15 protein-coding genes are annotated in these 16,944 nt (G+C 34.8%); 11 read left to right on the top strand and 4 right to left on the bottom strand.

Translation table 11 applies throughout. From position 1 onward, the window contains the following. The first annotated feature begins 107 nt into the window (after positions 1 to 107). Positions 108 to 1,580, top strand: coding sequence for a hypothetical protein (locus tag HGP29_RS06960; RefSeq protein WP_168881645.1), 1,473 nt, complete (start codon positions 108 to 110; stop codon positions 1,578 to 1,580). 80 nt (positions 1,581 to 1,660) lie between these two features. Here HGP29_RS06960 and HGP29_RS06955 read toward each other — a convergent pair whose 3' ends face one another. The 3 genes from HGP29_RS06955 to prfB form a co-directional block, all read right to left on the bottom strand. Continuing rightward, entirely contained in the window at positions 1,661 to 2,071 is a 411-nt protein-coding gene (locus HGP29_RS06955; protein WP_168881644.1) for a response regulator, read from the bottom strand. A gap of 262 nt (positions 2,072 to 2,333) precedes the next feature. Further along, the gene (amaB, locus tag HGP29_RS06950) at positions 2,334 to 3,884 is read right to left on the bottom strand and encodes an L-piperidine-6-carboxylate dehydrogenase (protein ID WP_168881643.1); all 1,551 of its coding nucleotides are present in this window, start codon (positions 3,882 to 3,884) and stop codon (positions 2,334 to 2,336) included. A gap of 110 nt (positions 3,885 to 3,994) precedes the next feature. Then, complete coding sequence (prfB, locus tag HGP29_RS06945) at positions 3,995 to 5,068, bottom strand: peptide chain release factor 2 (RefSeq protein WP_168881642.1); 1,074 nt, start codon at positions 5,066 to 5,068, stop codon at positions 3,995 to 3,997. A 214-nt stretch (positions 5,069 to 5,282) separates the two neighbouring features. On the opposite strand from prfB, the gene HGP29_RS06940 reads away from it, so the two are divergent. The 4 genes from HGP29_RS06940 (at position 5,283) to HGP29_RS06925 (ending at position 9,766) form a co-directional block, all read left to right on the top strand. Further along, complete coding sequence (locus HGP29_RS06940) at positions 5,283 to 6,191, top strand: hypothetical protein (protein WP_211093224.1); 909 nt, start codon at positions 5,283 to 5,285, stop codon at positions 6,189 to 6,191. Between the two features lie 153 nt (positions 6,192 to 6,344). Further along, on the top strand, positions 6,345 to 7,697 hold the full coding sequence (locus HGP29_RS06935) for a peptidylprolyl isomerase (protein ID WP_168881640.1): 1,353 nt from the start codon (positions 6,345 to 6,347) through the stop codon (positions 7,695 to 7,697). 192 nt (positions 7,698 to 7,889) lie between these two features. Continuing rightward, positions 7,890 to 8,870: an AAA family ATPase gene (locus HGP29_RS06930; protein WP_235958271.1), complete on the top strand. Its 981-nt coding sequence runs from the start codon at positions 7,890 to 7,892 to the stop codon at positions 8,868 to 8,870. Between the two features lie 107 nt (positions 8,871 to 8,977). After that, positions 8,978 to 9,766: a formylglycine-generating enzyme family protein gene (locus HGP29_RS06925; protein WP_168881639.1), complete on the top strand. Its 789-nt coding sequence runs from the start codon at positions 8,978 to 8,980 to the stop codon at positions 9,764 to 9,766. Here the strand turns inward: HGP29_RS06925 and HGP29_RS06920 are convergent. After that, positions 9,737 to 10,144 carry a hypothetical protein gene (locus HGP29_RS06920; protein WP_168881638.1) on the bottom strand — a complete coding sequence of 136 codons (408 nt, stop codon included), beginning with the start codon at positions 10,142 to 10,144 and terminating at the stop codon, positions 9,737 to 9,739. The two genes, HGP29_RS06925 and HGP29_RS06920, sit on opposite strands and share 30 nt — an antisense overlap. A gap of 111 nt (positions 10,145 to 10,255) precedes the next feature. Here HGP29_RS06920 and HGP29_RS06915 point away from each other — a divergent pair, with 111 nt between their 5' ends. The 6 genes from HGP29_RS06915 to HGP29_RS06890 all read left to right on the top strand — a co-directional run bounded on the left by HGP29_RS06915 (position 10,256) and on the right by HGP29_RS06890 (position 16,902). Then, complete coding sequence (locus tag HGP29_RS06915) at positions 10,256 to 11,767, top strand: sodium-dependent transporter (RefSeq protein WP_235958270.1); 1,512 nt, start codon at positions 10,256 to 10,258, stop codon at positions 11,765 to 11,767. A 42-nt stretch (positions 11,768 to 11,809) separates the two neighbouring features. Beyond that, a complete protein-coding gene (gene ispE, locus HGP29_RS06910; RefSeq protein WP_168881637.1) occupies positions 11,810 to 12,616 on the top strand; it encodes a 4-(cytidine 5'-diphospho)-2-C-methyl-D-erythritol kinase in 807 nt (268 codons plus the stop codon). A gap of 358 nt (positions 12,617 to 12,974) precedes the next feature. After that, positions 12,975 to 13,649 carry a succinate dehydrogenase cytochrome b subunit gene (locus tag HGP29_RS06905; protein ID WP_168881636.1) on the top strand — a complete coding sequence of 225 codons (675 nt, stop codon included), beginning with the start codon at positions 12,975 to 12,977 and terminating at the stop codon, positions 13,647 to 13,649. A 58-nt stretch (positions 13,650 to 13,707) separates the two neighbouring features. Further along, positions 13,708 to 15,636, top strand: coding sequence for a fumarate reductase/succinate dehydrogenase flavoprotein subunit (locus HGP29_RS06900; protein WP_168881635.1), 1,929 nt, complete (start codon positions 13,708 to 13,710; stop codon positions 15,634 to 15,636). A gap of 110 nt (positions 15,637 to 15,746) precedes the next feature. Then, positions 15,747 to 16,511, top strand: a complete 765-nt coding sequence (locus HGP29_RS06895) for a succinate dehydrogenase/fumarate reductase iron-sulfur subunit (RefSeq protein WP_281614731.1) — start codon at positions 15,747 to 15,749, stop codon at positions 16,509 to 16,511. Between the two features lie 163 nt (positions 16,512 to 16,674). Beyond that, positions 16,675 to 16,902, top strand: coding sequence for a TM2 domain-containing protein (locus tag HGP29_RS06890; RefSeq protein WP_168881633.1), 228 nt, complete (start codon positions 16,675 to 16,677; stop codon positions 16,900 to 16,902). The last annotated feature ends 42 nt before the right edge of the window (positions 16,903 to 16,944 follow it).

Below are 16,944 nucleotides of genomic sequence, written 5' to 3'. Positions count from 1 at the left end.
TTATTTGTTGCTTTTACTGTTTCTTATTATTTCTTACCCCGCTAAGAAAATACTTTGTATAAAAGCATTTCTGAAAAAGATACCCGGTTGGACTCAAAACATATTATATGGCGAGGCTAAAACACATCATTAAACAATTATCTGAGAAAGATTACGAGGCAATTAAGAATAACTTAATTGAGAGTAATGCTGAAAAATCGGCTTACTTATTAACCTCGATGAGGGAGAAGAAAACTTCTGACCAGTCAATTATGTCAGAGTTGGATGTGAATACCAATGCATATTACACGCTTCGTTCCCGCTTAAACCAAAAAATAGAAGATTACCTACTTCAACAAATGGAAAGCCCTAGAGCAGATTTGTTGAAAAAAGTAGCGAATATTCATGAAATGGTTTTTACTAAAAAGAGAGCTATTTCTATTGTAACACTAAAAAAATTAGAGAAGGAATTATTGGATTACGATTTATCCAATGAGTTAACGGTAGTATATAAAGCCTTAAAACTTTTACACATTAATTCACCAGATTACTTTACTTATTCACAGCTTTATAATAAACATGTGGCGTATATGTTGGCTGTTGATAAAATTGAGGATATTCTGGCCGATTACTTCAAAAAATTTGGTGTGTATGCCTTCACTGGTGATGAAACGGACAAATTAGGTTTAGAATTATTGAACAAAGAGATGAACAATACCTGTAAACTTTATGAATCGCATAGGCCTTTTGTTTATCAGAGTTGTATGAATATTTTCCATCGTTTATTTGTAGAAGATGAAAACCAAGCAGCGTTTAATTCTTCAGGAAATGACGATGATGAACCAATAGAAGATATTTTCCATAAGATTGATCAGATTTTTGATCAATACCATATGGATTCGATCTATTACCACCTTCATAATGTATTTGAGTTCTTAAAATTAGAATATTATACACACTATGGAGTGTTTCGTAAGGCGAGTAAGTATTTTGATACGGTCAACGAAGATGTTGTTCCACTTTTGATGCATAGTAATCAATATACTTTCCCCTCACAATTCCTTCAGACAAAGTTGCAAAGAGCTTTACAAACAGATACTCATGTTGAGTTATTTGAATCTAATAAGTCAGTCTTTGAGGACTTTGAACCTGATACAGATGATATTCCAAACTATGTGTCTTATGTAGTTTATCGAGCAATTTCAGCTTATTATTCTACTGAGTTTGATGAAGCAGCAAGGTTTTTAAATAACTTATTGAATGAAATAAGTTTAAAGAAATTCCCTCATGCCTTTTTGGAAGTGAAATGTTTATTGGCCTTACAATATGTATGTATGAGAGATTACGAACTCTTTAATCAGTTAGCCAATAGCATACAAAGACAAATAAGATTAATGGGTAAAGAAACTTGTCCTTCGATTACTTTGTTCTTAAAGATGTTGAAGACAGGGATGTCAGAAGCAAAAAGAGACAAAATGTCTAAAGTATCGAATATTATAACAAGATATACTCAGATAAAATCTCCATATATATTCGCTCCAACCAGATCTATCCGAATGGATGATAAGTTTATCCGTTATGTGAGTGGAGAATTAGATTAAAAGAGACTATAATGTGCGCCCCAACAATAAAAGGCTATTTCTGTTAAGAAATAGCCTTTCGCTTTTTATAATAAGTAGAATTAAACCTCTAATGCAGTTAAATTTTTCTGAGTTAGCGGCTTATTAACGTATTTTTTCACGTAGCTATAGTTTTGAGATCTACTAATATCCTGTGGATTAATAGAAGAAGTCAACATAATGATTTTACATTTTTCTTTGGTCTTTTCATTTAACTGATCAAAGAGGTCTAGAAACTGAAAACCGTCCATTAAAGGCATGTCAATATCTAAGAAAATTAACTCAGGCAATACTTGATCAGCAATGTCTCCAAGCTTTTCGATATTTCGGAGGAATTCAATGGCACTCTTTGCTCCAGAATGAATAAAAATGTTATCACTGATTTTTGAGGCCTCAATCATTTTTTGATTGATGAGATTGTCAATCTCATTGTCATCAATCAGCATAACGGAATAGTATTTTTTTTGAGCCATTTGGTAAAAGTAAAGCTATATGGAATTCTTGTTAATGAAACATAGGTAATCCTTTACTAGGATAATATCTAGTTGCTTTTAAGCATCTATAATTTCTTAATCAATATAATTAAATGAAAGTGAACAACAAAGAATTCTGCTCTAATTTAATAGGTATAGCACACTAAATGATGTAATATTTATGGAAGTATGTCATGAAAATGAAAGCGTATCTCTAAAAATCATAAAAATATAATCTTTAGAAATACGCTTAATTATTAGATTAAATGTCGAATTTAATCCCTTGAGCTAGAGGTAATACTCTACCGTAGTTAATTGTATTCGTTTGACGTCTCATGTAAGCTTTCCATGAATCAGAACCGGATTCTCTTCCTCCTCCAGTTTCTTTTTCACCGCCAAATGCACCGCCAATTTCAGCACCAGATGTACCAATATTGATATTAGCAATACCACAATCAGAACCTGCTGATGATAGGAACGCTTCAGATTCTAATAAATGATTTGTAAATACAGCAGATGATAATCCTTGTTTTACATCATTTTGGATAGCAATGGCATTTTCAACTTCTCCAGAATACTTGATTAAGTAGAGGATTGGAGCAAATGTTTCTTCTTGAACGATTTCAAAATGATTTTGCGCTTCTACAATTGCAGGAGTAACATAGTTGTTGGATAAACCTTCATCAGTAAACGATTCTCCACCAATTAATACATTACCACCTTCTGATTTAGCTTTCTCTAGAGCTGCTTTGAAAGCTGTAACAGCATCTTCATCAATCAGTGGCCCAACAAGCTTAGACTCGTCTAATGGATTGCCAATTGATAAAGAAGGATATATTTTTAATAAACGATCTTTTACTTGATCGTATACTTTATCATGTACAATAAGTCGACGGGTAGATGTACATCTTTGCCCACAAGTACCTACAGCTCCGAATACTGTAGCTCTTACTGCCATTTCTAAATCTGCATTTTCAGTAATGATGAGTGCATTGTTACCTCCAAGTTCTAACAGAGATTTACCAAGTCTTGCACCAACAGCAGCACCAACTTTCTTACCCATTCTTGTAGAACCTGTTGCGGAGATAAGTGGGAAGCGAGAGTCGTGTGACATGCTAGCACCAATTTCTGCATCACCAATAATATAACTGAAGATACCTTCTGGGAGATCGTTAGCTTCTAATACTTCCTGAAGAATATGTTGACAAGCAATTGCAGTTAGAGGTGTTTTTTCTGAAGGTTTCCAAACACAAACATTACCACCAATTGCTGCAATCATAGAGTTCCATGACCATACCGCTACAGGGAAGTTAAATGCTGAGATAATTCCCACTAAACCTAGTGGATGCCATTGTTCAAACATTCTATGATCTTGACGCTCTGATTTCATCTCTAAACCATATAATTGTCTAGATTGTCCCACAGCAAAATCACAGATGTCAATCATCTCTTGTACTTCACCTAATCCTTCTTGGTAGATTTTCCCCATTTCATAGGTTACCAATTTTCCTAGAGGATCTTTATATTTTCTTAAAGCCTCTCCAATTTGTCTTACAATTTCACCTCTTTTTGGAGCAGGAAGTACTTTCCACGATTCAAAAGCTTCTTGAGAAACTTTGATGATGTGTTCTAAGTCTTCTTGAGTTGACATTTCCACTTCGGCAATTAATTGCCCATCAGTAGGAGAAAAGATCTTTCTTGTCTCTCTTGAATTGTCAAGTGTAGCAAATGTTCTTCCTGTAGAAAAAGCAGGGTTTCTTTCTTGAATACCTAGCTCTTTTAGGAAGTCCAAGTTAATTGAAGTCGCGTTCATGTGAATAAAATATGTGTTTATATGCGGTGTAAATTTGTATAAAAAAAGTGAGACTTATCAAATAAATCTCACTGAAAATTGAAAAAGTGTTATTTTTACAACAAAAAAGATTAATTCATCATTAAATATGCTTTGATAAAGTCATCTAAATCGCCGTCTAAAACTTTCTGAACATCAGTTTTTTCCACTGCTGTTCTAATATCTTTTACTAATTTATAAGGGTGCATGGTGTAGTTTCTGATCTGTGACCCGAAGTCAACACGCTTTTTACTGCTTTCTACTTTTGCTCTTTCTGCATTTCGCTTTTCTACTTCAACTTGGTAAAGCTTAGACTTTAACATCTTAATTGCTTTTTCTTTATTTTGAAGTTGAGAACGCTCTTGCTGACATTCTATAATAATTCCTGAAGTATGTCTTAATCTAACTGCAGTTTCTACTTTGTTTACATTTTGACCACCGGCACCACCTGAACGGAAAGTTTCCCATGTGATGTCAGAAGGGTTAACCTCAATACTGATCGAGTCGTCTACCACTGGGTAAACAAAGACAGAACCGAATGTAGTATGACGCTTTCCACTAGAATCAAATGGACTAAGACGAACCATTCTGTGAACACCAATCTCAGATTTTAGATAACCGTAAGCAAAGTCACCGTCAAATTCTAAAGTAGCTTGTTTCATACCAACAACTTCTCCTTCATGGATGTTGACAGTACGTACTTTAAAGCCATTAGATTCTCCCCACATTTTATACATTCTGAATAGCATTTCTACCCAGTCGTTGGATTCTGTACCACCTGCTCCGGCATTAATTTCCATCATTGCAGAAAGTCCATCTTCCTCCGCGTCAAGCATTTTCTTTACTTCTAATGCTTCAATGGCATCTTCAGTTTTCTTGCCTTCTGCGTCTAGTTCTTCTTCATCAACATCTCCTGCTTCAAAGAATTCAAATAAAGTTTCGAGGTCTTCTACCATAGAAAGTACTTCTTCGAATTTTTCAACCCAAGACTTTAACCCTTTGATCTCTTTTAGTAGTACCTCTGCTGCTTTTGGATCATCCCAAAAACCGGCAGCTGCAGTGAGTTCTTCCTTCTCAGCAATCGTTTCTTTTTTAACATTGATATCCAAGTACCTTTCTAAATCAGATACTCTTCCTTTCAATTCTTTTAACTGGGATGCGTTCATAAATATATTTTAGAAGCTGTTAAGCTATTATTTACTAATAAAATTCGAATGTCAAATATATAAGTTTTTTTTGAGCTGTGGATAATCCTTCTAGAACCTCTATTCTTGTTTTACCATCAACTTTAAAGAAATTTAAGATATTTTTTTATCCAAAATGCAAGTATTGTGTGTCGGGTATAATGTATGGCAATTCTAAATAATTAAATTTGCCGTTATGATTAGGAGAAATTTCTATAAACTCAGTTTTTTGTTCATTAGCTTAAGTGTCTTCTCTTGTGATAAAATAAAGGGAGTATTAGACAAAGCAGTGGAAGAGGAGAATATCAAGAGCTCTAGGGTTGCATTGGCAAAAGTAAACGATAAAGTACTTTATGATACTGAATTGAAAAGCTTATACAATGAACGTATGTCTCTAAAGGATTCTCTGAATATTCAAGAAAGATACGTGAATGCTTGGGTAAGAAAAACGATTACACTTGAGAAGGCACAATCACAAGTGGATGTTGAGAAGTTAGATATTCAAAGACGTTTGGATGAATACAAGTATCAGCTAATTATGCATGAATATGTAAGAGAATACATTTCATCAAATTTGGATACTGTTATTACTGATGAACAAATTAAGGCACATTATCAGCAGAATTCTGATGATTTTATCCTTAAGACAAACATTGTTCGTGGTAACTTTTTACGTTATCCTAACAATGCTCCTGATTTGAAGAAAGTGAGAAAGTTGATGCAAAGTACTAAACCGGAAGATCAAGAAAAGCTTAGATCGTCTGCTTATGCTTATGCTGACTTTGTTCATTTAGAAGATTCAGTTTGGTTGGATTTGGATGAGTTACTTTTTGGGACTCCATTTATGAAATCTCAATCTGAAGTAACGAAATTATTGAAAAGAGATAAATTCTGGGAAGTAAGTGATGAATCAAATACTTACCTCTACAGAATTGATGATTATAAAATTGTTGACCAAGTTCCTCCATTGCAATTTGTTCAGAAACAAGTGAGAAACGTAATTCTAGGACGACGTAAATTAGAATTAAGAACTCAATTGGAAGATGAACTTTACAATGAGGCTACTAGGAATAATAATTATGAGATTTATATCTCTGAAGAATAACTACTTGTCAATTATTATGATTGATCAAAATAACTACTTGAAGATTATTTCATAAGTTTATAGATCAATCAAATAGATAATAAGTTTACTTATTGTCAGCAGGATTATTCTTTAGACGCTAAACTATTAAAATAGTAAGTTTTAAATAAAAATATGAAGTTTAACTTTTTAGGCATACTGGGAATCATTTGTGTTCTTTTTTCTTCATCTGTTTTTGCACAAGATGATGCAGTGCCCGTTGATAAAATTATTGCCAAAGTTGATAATAACATCATTCTGCTTTCTGATGTAGAGGCAGGGTATCAACAAATGCTTTCAAATGGTCAATATCCAAAAGACAAGAAAAAGGCAAAATGTGATATCCTAAAAGGATTGGTTGTCAATAAAATTATGTATGCAAAGGCACAAATTGACTCTATCGAAGTTGATGATGCAAGAGTTGCCGACGAATTAGAGCGTCGTATGCAGTATTTTATCTTACAAGCCGGTTCTCAGGAAAAGTTAGAAAAGACATTAGGTGCATCTGTCAATGATTTACGTGACGATCTTCGCGATCAAGTAAAAGAGCAGATGACCGTTCAGACAATGCAACAGCAGATTATTGCTGGGGTAACCATTACTCCAAAGCAAGTGAAGAAATATTATGAGTCTATTCCTAAGGACAGTATTCCTTTCTTGGCTGCAGAAGTAAAAGTTGGGCAGATTGTTAGAGAGCCTAAAGTTTCTGAATCAGAAAAAGAAAAAGCGAGACAACAATTAGTAGACATCAAAAAGAGAATCGAAGCTGGTGAAGACTTTGGTGTTCTTGCGAAGCAATATTCTCAAGATTACGGTTCAGCTAGAAAAGGTGGTGACTTAGGATGGCATGGTAGAGGAGAACTTGTACCAGAATTCGAAGAGATTGCTTTAACAATTGATCCCAATGAAATCGCTGATCCAGTTGAGTCTGACTTTGGTTTCCACTTAATCCAATTATTAGAAAGAAGAGGTGGTCGTTTTAGAGCGAGACACATTCTAATCCGTCCTAAATCAAATTATCAAGATATTCAGGATGCGGTTACATTCTTGGATAGTATTAGAACATTAATTGCAGAATCGGATACATTAGGTTTCGAAAAGGCCGTGAACTTATACTCAGATGACCAACCTACAAGAGCCAATGCAGGTTATTTCAAAAACCAAGTAACAGGTTCTTCATATATGGCCACTGATGAATTAGACCCAGTAGTATTCTTTGCTATTGATACAATGAAAATTGGTAATACCTCAAAGCCATTAAAGTATCGTACAGAAGATGGTCAACAAGCGGTAAGGATTATTTATTATTCAAATTATAAGCCTCCGCATTATGCCAATTTAAAAGATGATTATCAAAAGCTACAACAAGCTACATTGAACTCTCAGAAAAATGAGATTTTAGAGAAATGGATCAAACAAGCTAAAAATGATGTATTCATTGAGATTGATCCAGAATATGATGATTGTAATTTATTGGATAGTATCTAATTGAAATCACATAGTTTCTAAGTGAATTGAAATAAATCTTAAAAGGGCAGCGAATTAGAATCGTTTGCCCTTTTTTTATTTCAAAAAATACTTTAATTTCAATAAACATAGACGTAGCCTAATAAACTTTCTAATACATTCTACCCTTATATTATTAGTAATTAGGCCTGAACTGGAATAACAATTTAGCACATGAACATGACATCAAACGTTAGTTTTGCTTCTGATAAGGAAGCAGCAGATGCATTACATCAAAAATATAAGCAATTAAAAGACGAGATTGGAAAAGTAGTCATCGGTCAAGAAGATACTGTTCATTTTGTTCTAAGTGCAATATTTAGCCAAGGCCATGCTTTATTACAAGGTGTACCTGGATTAGCAAAGACTTTACTTATTAATACTGTGGCTCAAGCATTGGATCTAGATTTTAGTAGAATACAATTTACTCCAGATTTAATGCCCTCTGATATCCTTGGTGCAGAAACAATGGACCAGGATAGAAAATTTAAATTCGTAAAAGGACCAATATTCTCTAATATTATTCTTGCGGATGAGATTAACCGTACTCCTCCAAAGACTCAATCAGCTTTATTGGAAGCAATGCAAGAATATAAAGTGACAATTGCCAATCAAGAATTTCAATTAGAGAAACCATTCTTTGTATTGGCAACACAAAACCCGATTGAACAAGAAGGTACCTACCCGTTACCTGAAGCACAATTGGACCGTTTTATGTTCAATATCATTTTGGATTATCCTTCTTATATGGATGAAGTTTCAGTAGTGAAATCAACAACCAATGATGAGAAGAAAACAGTAGAAAGAGTGATGGGTGCTGATGAGATTTTATATTTCCAGCATTTAATTCGAAGAGTACCAATTGCTGACAATGTAATTGAGTATGCTGTGAAATTAGTTCATAAAACTCGTCCAAATACTGAACATGCAGACGAAGTAACGAATAAGTATGTAGATTGGGGAGCAGGACCAAGAGCCTCTCAATACTTAGTGATTGCAGCAAAATGTCATGCTATACTATCTGGTAAATATACTCCGGATATTGAAGATATACAGGCAGTTGCTGTTTCAGTATTGCGCCATAGAGTAGTTAGAAACTTTAAAGCAGAAGCTGAAGGAATTACAATAGTAGACATCATAAATAAGTTATTATAATTTAAAAAGGGCTAGTAGATATTAAATTTATTAGCCCTTTTTTATGTCATCATGCCAATGATTCATTACTTTTAGAAGTATTTTAGATGAACATTTACTTCACAATAATGATATTAAACACATCCAAACTGCTCATTATAGCTTTATTATGCTTTTCCGCTTTTTCTACTAACGCACAAAAGAAGAAGAAAAACTATACTGAAACGATTGATCATGTATCTTTTGATATGATCTTTGTTAAAGGAGGTACTTTTGAAATGGGAGATAGAAAAGGGGACCTTCAGTTAGATACGGGAGAAAATCCTTCTTTGCCAATTCATGATGTGACAATCAGTGATTTCTTTGTGGGTAAATTCGAAGTAACACAACAATTGTGGGAAACAGTAATGGGATCTAACCCTAGTGAACATGTGAAAGGAGGGAGACCTGTTGAAAATGTTTCTTGGAATGATTGTCAAGAGTTCATCAAAAAGCTAAACACATTAACAGGCAATGACTACCGACTACTAACAGAATCTGAATGGGAATATGTGGTACGTGGTGGAAAAAAATATAATAAAACGAATTTAGGAAGAGAAAATATTCCAGAAAGAGCATGGATCTTATCTAATTCGGATAATACTTCACACACTGCTGGAACAAGGTTTCCTAATGAGTTAGGAATCTACGACCTACAAGGAAATGTATGGGAGTGGGTCAATGATTATTATGCTGTTGACTCTTACAAACAAGCAGAGCAAACGAACCCCCAAGGTGTTCAAAATGGAAAAGAAAGAGTGTACAGAGGTGGCTCATTTCTTAGCGATGAGAACTTTTGTCGTCCAGCTTATAGAAATTACGATATGCCAGATATCAAGCAAGGTTTCTTAGGCTTGAGGGTTGCTAGATCGCTTTAATTCCCTTTTTTTATTGTAAGCAATAAATAGAAAACCTAAAGGAGCAAATATGATGGTAGGTATTGTTGAAAGTTCAGGGTTTGGAGTTCCTTTCAGTGAATGAACTGTATAGGTAGCAATAATTGCAATACTTGAAGGTAATAGAACACCTATCAAAAATTTTCCTTTTGAAGTATAATTTTCACAGAGTGCCGATACATATCCACCAAAGATAAATGTATAGGCACTTTGTTTTAATGCGGCTGTCGTTGATGCGGTGACATCACCTGAGTCATAGTAATTGATACCAAATACCATGATGCCTAAAAATAGTGCTCCAGCAAGACCGTAACGTATGCTAATGTATGTTTTTATATAGTGCTTTATTTGTGAGAGCATAAATAAAATCTGTAAAATGCAGGTGGATAAAAGATAATTACTGACAAAACAATAACTATACTTTCATGAAATCTAATAGATGACCGTCGAAATCAATTCGCTAGTCGATCTATGAAATTACTTAAATTTATGACAAATCAAGAAAACAACCAGCAATTTAGTAGTAGGTGGGGAGTAATTTTAGCTTCGTTAGGAATGGCCATTGGTGCAGGAAACTTATGGCGTTTTCCACGATTAGCAGGGCAGTATGGAGGAACATTTATCATTCTTTGGTTTATGTTTTTATTTATTTGGTCCATTCCAATTTTACTTTCTGAGTTTTCAATCGGTAAAAAATTTAAGAGAGGAGTAATTTCTTCATTTGCCCAAGCTGCAGGAAAAAAGTATACCTGGATGGGTTTCTTTATCACTATATGTACTTTAGGGATCACATTTTATTATTCTGTTGTAACCGCTTGGGGTTTAAGCTATGTAGGTTTATCTACAAACTTAGTGTTAGATAATTCTCTATTAGAACAATTAAATCAACCTTTTTTAGAGAATTATTGGAAAAATATATCTACCGGAAATTTAAGGACAGTTAGTTTACACATTTTCTGTGTCCTATTTGCTGTTTTCATGTTGTACAAAGGAGTACAACAAGGATTAGAAAAAGTAAATAAGATTTTAATCCCATCGTTGTTGTTTCTGATTCTTTTGGTTTCTGCTGTTGCGTTATCAACTGAAAATGGTCCGAAGGGGTTAGTTTATATGTTTAGTATAGATGTAGATTTATTTTTTAATTCTAAAGTGTGGATTGAAGCGGTAACACAGTCGGCATGGAGTACTGGAGCGGGTTGGGGCTTAATGTTGACAATTGCTTCGTATTCTAGAGAGAAAGAAGATGTTACCTTTAATATATTAATAAGTGGTATTGGAAATAACCTGGCGTCAATTATTGCAGGTGTCGCGATATTGCCCTCCGTTTTTGCTATTGCTTCATCAGATGCACAAGCGATTGAGTTTCTAAAGTCAGGAAATACCGCGTTAACGTTTACCATAATTCCATTGTTATTTGCAAAAATTCCAAATGGAGAATTATTAGGTGTAGTTTTTTTTGTTGCCTTTGCCATGGCAGCATTCAGTTCTTTAATCAGTATGATAGAACTTTGTATTCGAACATTTACGGATTTAAAATTCAATAGAAATAAAGCAAGTTTAATTACCGCTATTCTGTGTATAGCAATGGGTTTTCCATCGGCATATAGTATCGACTTCTTTTCAAATCAGGATTGGGTTTGGGGATTAGGACTTCTTATTTCGGGTTTATTTATTGTGTTTGCAGTACATCGAAACGGTATCCAACAGTTTAAGGACGATTTTATTGATAAAGACTCATCAATTAAAGTACCAACGGTATTCTATAAATTTACCATGTTTATTAATATCCCTATAGGATTGTTTTTAATTTGGTGGTGGATGTCACAAGGCTATTCTGCAAATCCATGGTTTGATGAAAATGGAAACTGGAATGTAATGGATGTATATTCTAATGCAACTATAGTCACACAGTGGACTGTGGTAATACTATTTGGTATTATATTCAACAAATGGCTTTATCATAAGTTTGTTGATCATGAATAAAGAAACTATTATTGCGACAAAATAACCAAGTAACAAACTATAATGATTTCATATCCTAACGCTAAGATTAATATAGGATTAGCAATTACTTCCAAAAGACAAGATGGTTTTCATGATATCGCTTCATGTTTCTACCCAGTAGGCTGGAGTGATATACTTGAGATAATACCCTCTGAAGAATTATCCTTTCAAAGTACTGGGATAGATATTCCAGGTAATGCTGATCATAACTTATGTCTACAGGCTTACCATTTATTGAATAAAGACTTTAATATTCCGCCGGTACAAATGCATCTCCATAAGATTATTCCTATTGGAGCTGGTTTAGGAGGAGGTTCAGCTGATGGTGCTTTTGCATTGGTAATGTTGAATGAGATGAATAATCTTGGTTTATCCGATGAGCAATTAGAAGAATATGCTGCTCAAATGGGGAGTGATTGTCCCTTTTTTATAAAAAATAAACCTGTTTATGTAACAGGTCGAGGTGAAGTTTTCAATGAATTGGATTTGACTTTAAAAGGAAAGAAAATCGTTTTAGTTAATCCAAATATTCATATCTCTACAAAAGAAGCTTATAGTGGAGTATCTCCTAAAGCACTAGACTTTGAATTGAAAGCAACTTTAGAAGGAAATATTGAAGATTGGAAAGACCATGTGAAAAATGATTTTGAAGATAGCCTTTTAAAGAAATATACAGTGATTGATAAGATCAAATCAGACTTATACAAGCAAGGAGCAGAGTATGCAAGTATGACAGGTTCGGGATCTACAGTTTTTGGTATATTTTCTACTGAAATAGATCTAAGTAATTATACTGAGTATTCAGTTTGGTCAGGTGATTTAGATTAATTACACGCAACCGATAGATGAACGCCTACAAAAAATGAAAATTTTGTAGGCGTTTTTTTGTTTTTAGCGTTTTCAAAAAGATGACTTTTGTTATGTTCTTTTGGAAACATTTTTCTTGAACAACCTATTGATAAGGCGATAAGTGTAAATTTTTAACTATTTAAATCTCTGTAAATCAATGAATAAGTATGTAAATGATAGTTAACCGCCTAAGCGAATTTTCGCTTGTTTAGATTAATTCAAAATAAGCTTCTCATGATCATGATTATTGTATCTCGTTTAGTTGAGATATAATTTTGTCATGAAATAAATCAGAGAACTATCTCAAACAAATATTTTATCTAAACGTTAATTTTTTATGAGTTGGCAAAAGTCATTGAGTAGTACAATCGGGAGAAAATTTATGATGTCTCTCTCAGGTATCTTGCTCATCTTATTCTTAGCTGGACACGTGTCTGGTAACATGACATTATTAATGGGAAATAAAGAGGCGTTTAATGCGTATGCACATTTCATGTCTTCTAATCCGGCGGTACAATTATTAGCGAATGTATTTAAGCTATTCTTTGTAGGTCACATCTTCTATGCTGTAGTTCTTACGATTCAGAACAAAAAAGCGAGAGGATCTCAATCTTATGAAGTAACTAACAAGGACGGTTCTTCAGTATCTAAGTACATGGGTGTATTAGGTTCTGTAATTGCTGTGTTCTTAGTAGTTCACTTAAGCCAATATTGGGCAGTAATGCATGGTTATTTAGGAGAAGGTCTTACTCCAGATAAAGATGGCGTTAAAGATTTATATTCTGTAGTTTCTACATCATACCAAAACCCAATGATTGTAGGTGCATATGTTATTGCAATGATTGTATTAGCATATCACTTATGGCATGGCTTTGCCAGTGCATTCCAAACACTAGGTATCAATAACAAGAGATACACGCCAATCATTTCTTTCTTAGGAAAAGCGTACTCTATTATTGTTCCATTATTATTTGGAGCTATTCCAGTTGTGATGTTAATCAGAGGTTACTAATCTCTAAAACCATAACATTACAAGGTTAATTTATTTAACATTAAACGAAAGAATAGAAATGTCATTAGATTCAAAAATCCCTGCAGGCCCATTGGCTGAAAAGTGGGAAAAACATAAATTCAACGTAAAGCTTGTTAACCCAGCTAACAAAAGAAAATTCAACATTATTGTTGTGGGTACAGGTTTAGCTGGTGCTTCTGCAGCAGCAACTTTAGCAGAGTTAGGATACAATGTAGACGCATTCTGTTTCCAAGATTCTCCACGTCGTGCACACTCAATTGCTGCACAAGGTGGTATCAACGCTGCTAAAAACTATCAAAATGACGGTGACTCAGTTTTCCGTTTATTCTATGATACTATTAAAGGTGGTGACTATAGATCTCGTGAAGCAAACGTACACCGTTTAGCTGAAGTGTCTAGAGAAATCATTGACCAATGTGTAGCTCAAGGTGTTCCATTCGCTCGTGATTACGGTGGGTTATTGGATAACCGTTCGTTTGGTGGTGCTCAAGTATCCCGTACATTCTACGCTCGTGGTCAAACAGGACAACAATTACTTTTAGGTGCTTACTCTGCTTTATCTAAGATGGTAAACACTGGTAAAGTGAAATTACATACTCGTAAAGAGATGTTAGATGTTGTTACTATTGATGGAGCTGCTAAAGGTATCGTAACTCGTGATTTAGTAACAGGTAAAATCGATTCTCATGCAGGTCATGCTGTATTGCTTTGTACTGGTGGATACGGTAACGTATTCTTCTTATCTACAAACGCAATGGCATCGAATGGTTCTGCAGCTTGGAGAGCATACAAGAAAGGAGCTAAGTTTGCTAACCCTTGTTTCACGCAAATTCACCCAACTTGTATTCCTGTACATGGTGACTACCAATCGAAGTTAACGTTGATGTCAGAGTCATTACGTAACGACGGTCGTGTTTGGGTGCCAAAAGACGAGAAACATGCAAAAATCGCTGCTGCTGATGCGGTAAAACTTCCTGAAGAGGAAAGAGATTACTACTTAGAGAGAAGATATCCATCATTTGGTAACTTAGTACCTCGTGACGTAGCTTCTCGTAACGCTAAGATGGTATGTGATGAAGGTAGAGGTGTAGGTGTTACTGGTTTAGCAGTATTCCTTGACTTTGCTGATGCGATTAAGCGTGATGGTAAGAAAACAATCGAAGCTAAGTATGGTAACTTATTCGATATGTACCAACAAATCACAGACGACAATCCATATGAAGTACCAATGATGATTTATCCAGCGGTACACTATACAATGGGTGGTCTTTGGGTTGATTACAACTTATCGACAAACGTTCCTGGTTTATATGCTTTAGGTGAGGCTAACTTCTCAGACCATGGTGCAAACCGTTTAGGTGCATCTGCTCTAATGCAAGGTCTTGCTGATGGTTACTTCGTAATCCCTTACACAATTGGTGATTACATCGCAACTTTACCATTAGGTGTAGCGGTAGATAAGTCTAATCCAGCGTTTGCTGAAGCTGAAAAAGCTGCTCAAGCTCGTGTTGATAAATTATTAAGCATCAAGGGTAACCAAACTCCTGATGATCTTCATAAAAAATTAGGTCATATTATGTGGGAATACTGTGGTATGTCACGTAATAAAGAGGGCTTAGAAAAAGCTCGTGGCTTAATTCAAGAATTACGTAAGGAATTCCAAAAAGACCTGAAATTAATCGGTGTAAATGAGGAATTGAACATGACATTAGAAAAAGCACTACGTTTAGAGGATTTCTTAGAACTTGGTGAATTAATGATCATTGATGCTCATAACCGTTCAGAATCTTGTGGAGGTCACTTCCGTGAGGAATCTCAAACTGAAGAAGGTGAAGCACTTCGTAAAGACGAAGAATTCTCTTATGTAGCAGCTTGGGGTTATGCAGGTGAAGGAAACGATCCTGAGTTAACGAAAGAGGACTTAGTGTTCGAAAACGTGAAATTAACTCAACGTTCTTACAAGTAATTTAATCATCGGGTAAGTGGTGGTATCACCTCTTACCTGTCTGAAACAATTCAACGAACAAGTTGTTGAAAAAACAACTACTTAATTTGAAGATCATGGCAGGAAAAACAATTAATATCAAACTTAAAATTTGGCGTCAGGCTGGTCAAGACAAGCCGGGCAAATTTGAGTCATATGAAGTTAACGACGTATCAGTTGATATGTCATTTTTAGAAATGTTAGACGTTCTTAACGAGAACGAATTAAACAAAGGAAACGACCCAGTTCACTTTGATCACGATTGTCGTGAAGGTATCTGTGGTATGTGTTCTTTATATATCAATGGTAAACCTCACGGTCCTAAGCACGGTATTACAACTTGTCAGTTGCATATGCGTACTTTTAAGGATGGCGAAACTATCGTTGTTGAACCATGGAGAGCATCTGCATTCCCTGTATTAAAAGATTTGATCGTAGATCGTACTTCTTTTGATAGAATTCAACAGGCAGGTGGTTACGTTACAGTTTCTACTGGTGGTGTACCTGACGCTAACGAGATTGCAATTCCTAAAACTGTAGCTGATGAGGCTATGGATGCAGCTCAGTGTATTGGTTGTGGTGCTTGTGTTGCAGCATGTAAAAATGCTTCAGCAATGTTGTTTACAGCAGCGAAAGTATCTCAATTAGCAGTATTACCTCAAGGTAATGCAGAACGTAAGCGTCGTGCTTTAGCAATGTTAGAGCAACATGATGCTGAAGGTTTTGGTGCTTGTACAAACACTGGAGCTTGTGAGGCGGTATGTCCTAAGGAGATTTCTATCACTCACATTGCAAGATTGAACAGAGAGTATTCTAGAGCAGTATTCTCAGGTTCTGAAACAGACTACACGAACTAATTTAACGTTTAGTTATATTTGAAGGGTTAAGCACTTAGGTGTTTAGCCCTTTTTTTGTTATTTGATTTAGAGAGTTATAAGTAGAAACATTACTTTTCTTGCAACCAAGATCGGTAAAACACGTTATTATTATTAAGTGTCAAAAATTAAATAACATTAGAAAATGAAATCTTCAATAGTAGCCTATTTATTATGGTTCTTCTTTGGTTTACTTGGAATTCACCGTTTTTATCTTGGTAAAACTACTTCTGGTATTGTTTACTTATTAACAGGAGGAGTTTTTGGTATCGGTTGGATAATTGACCTCTTTCTTGTAGGAGGAATGGTAGATGAAGCCAATTACAAAGCAGGAAACATAGCTGCAATGGAGGAAAGGATGTATAATCGTTAAAATCCAATATAGATAAAAGCCTTACTAAATATATTTAGTAAG

This window comes from Flammeovirga agarivorans (assembly GCF_012641475.1).
Taxonomy (GTDB): Bacteria; Bacteroidota; Bacteroidia; order Cytophagales; family Flammeovirgaceae; genus Flammeovirga; species Flammeovirga agarivorans.
This window is presented reverse-complemented; position numbering and strand designations above follow the sequence as displayed.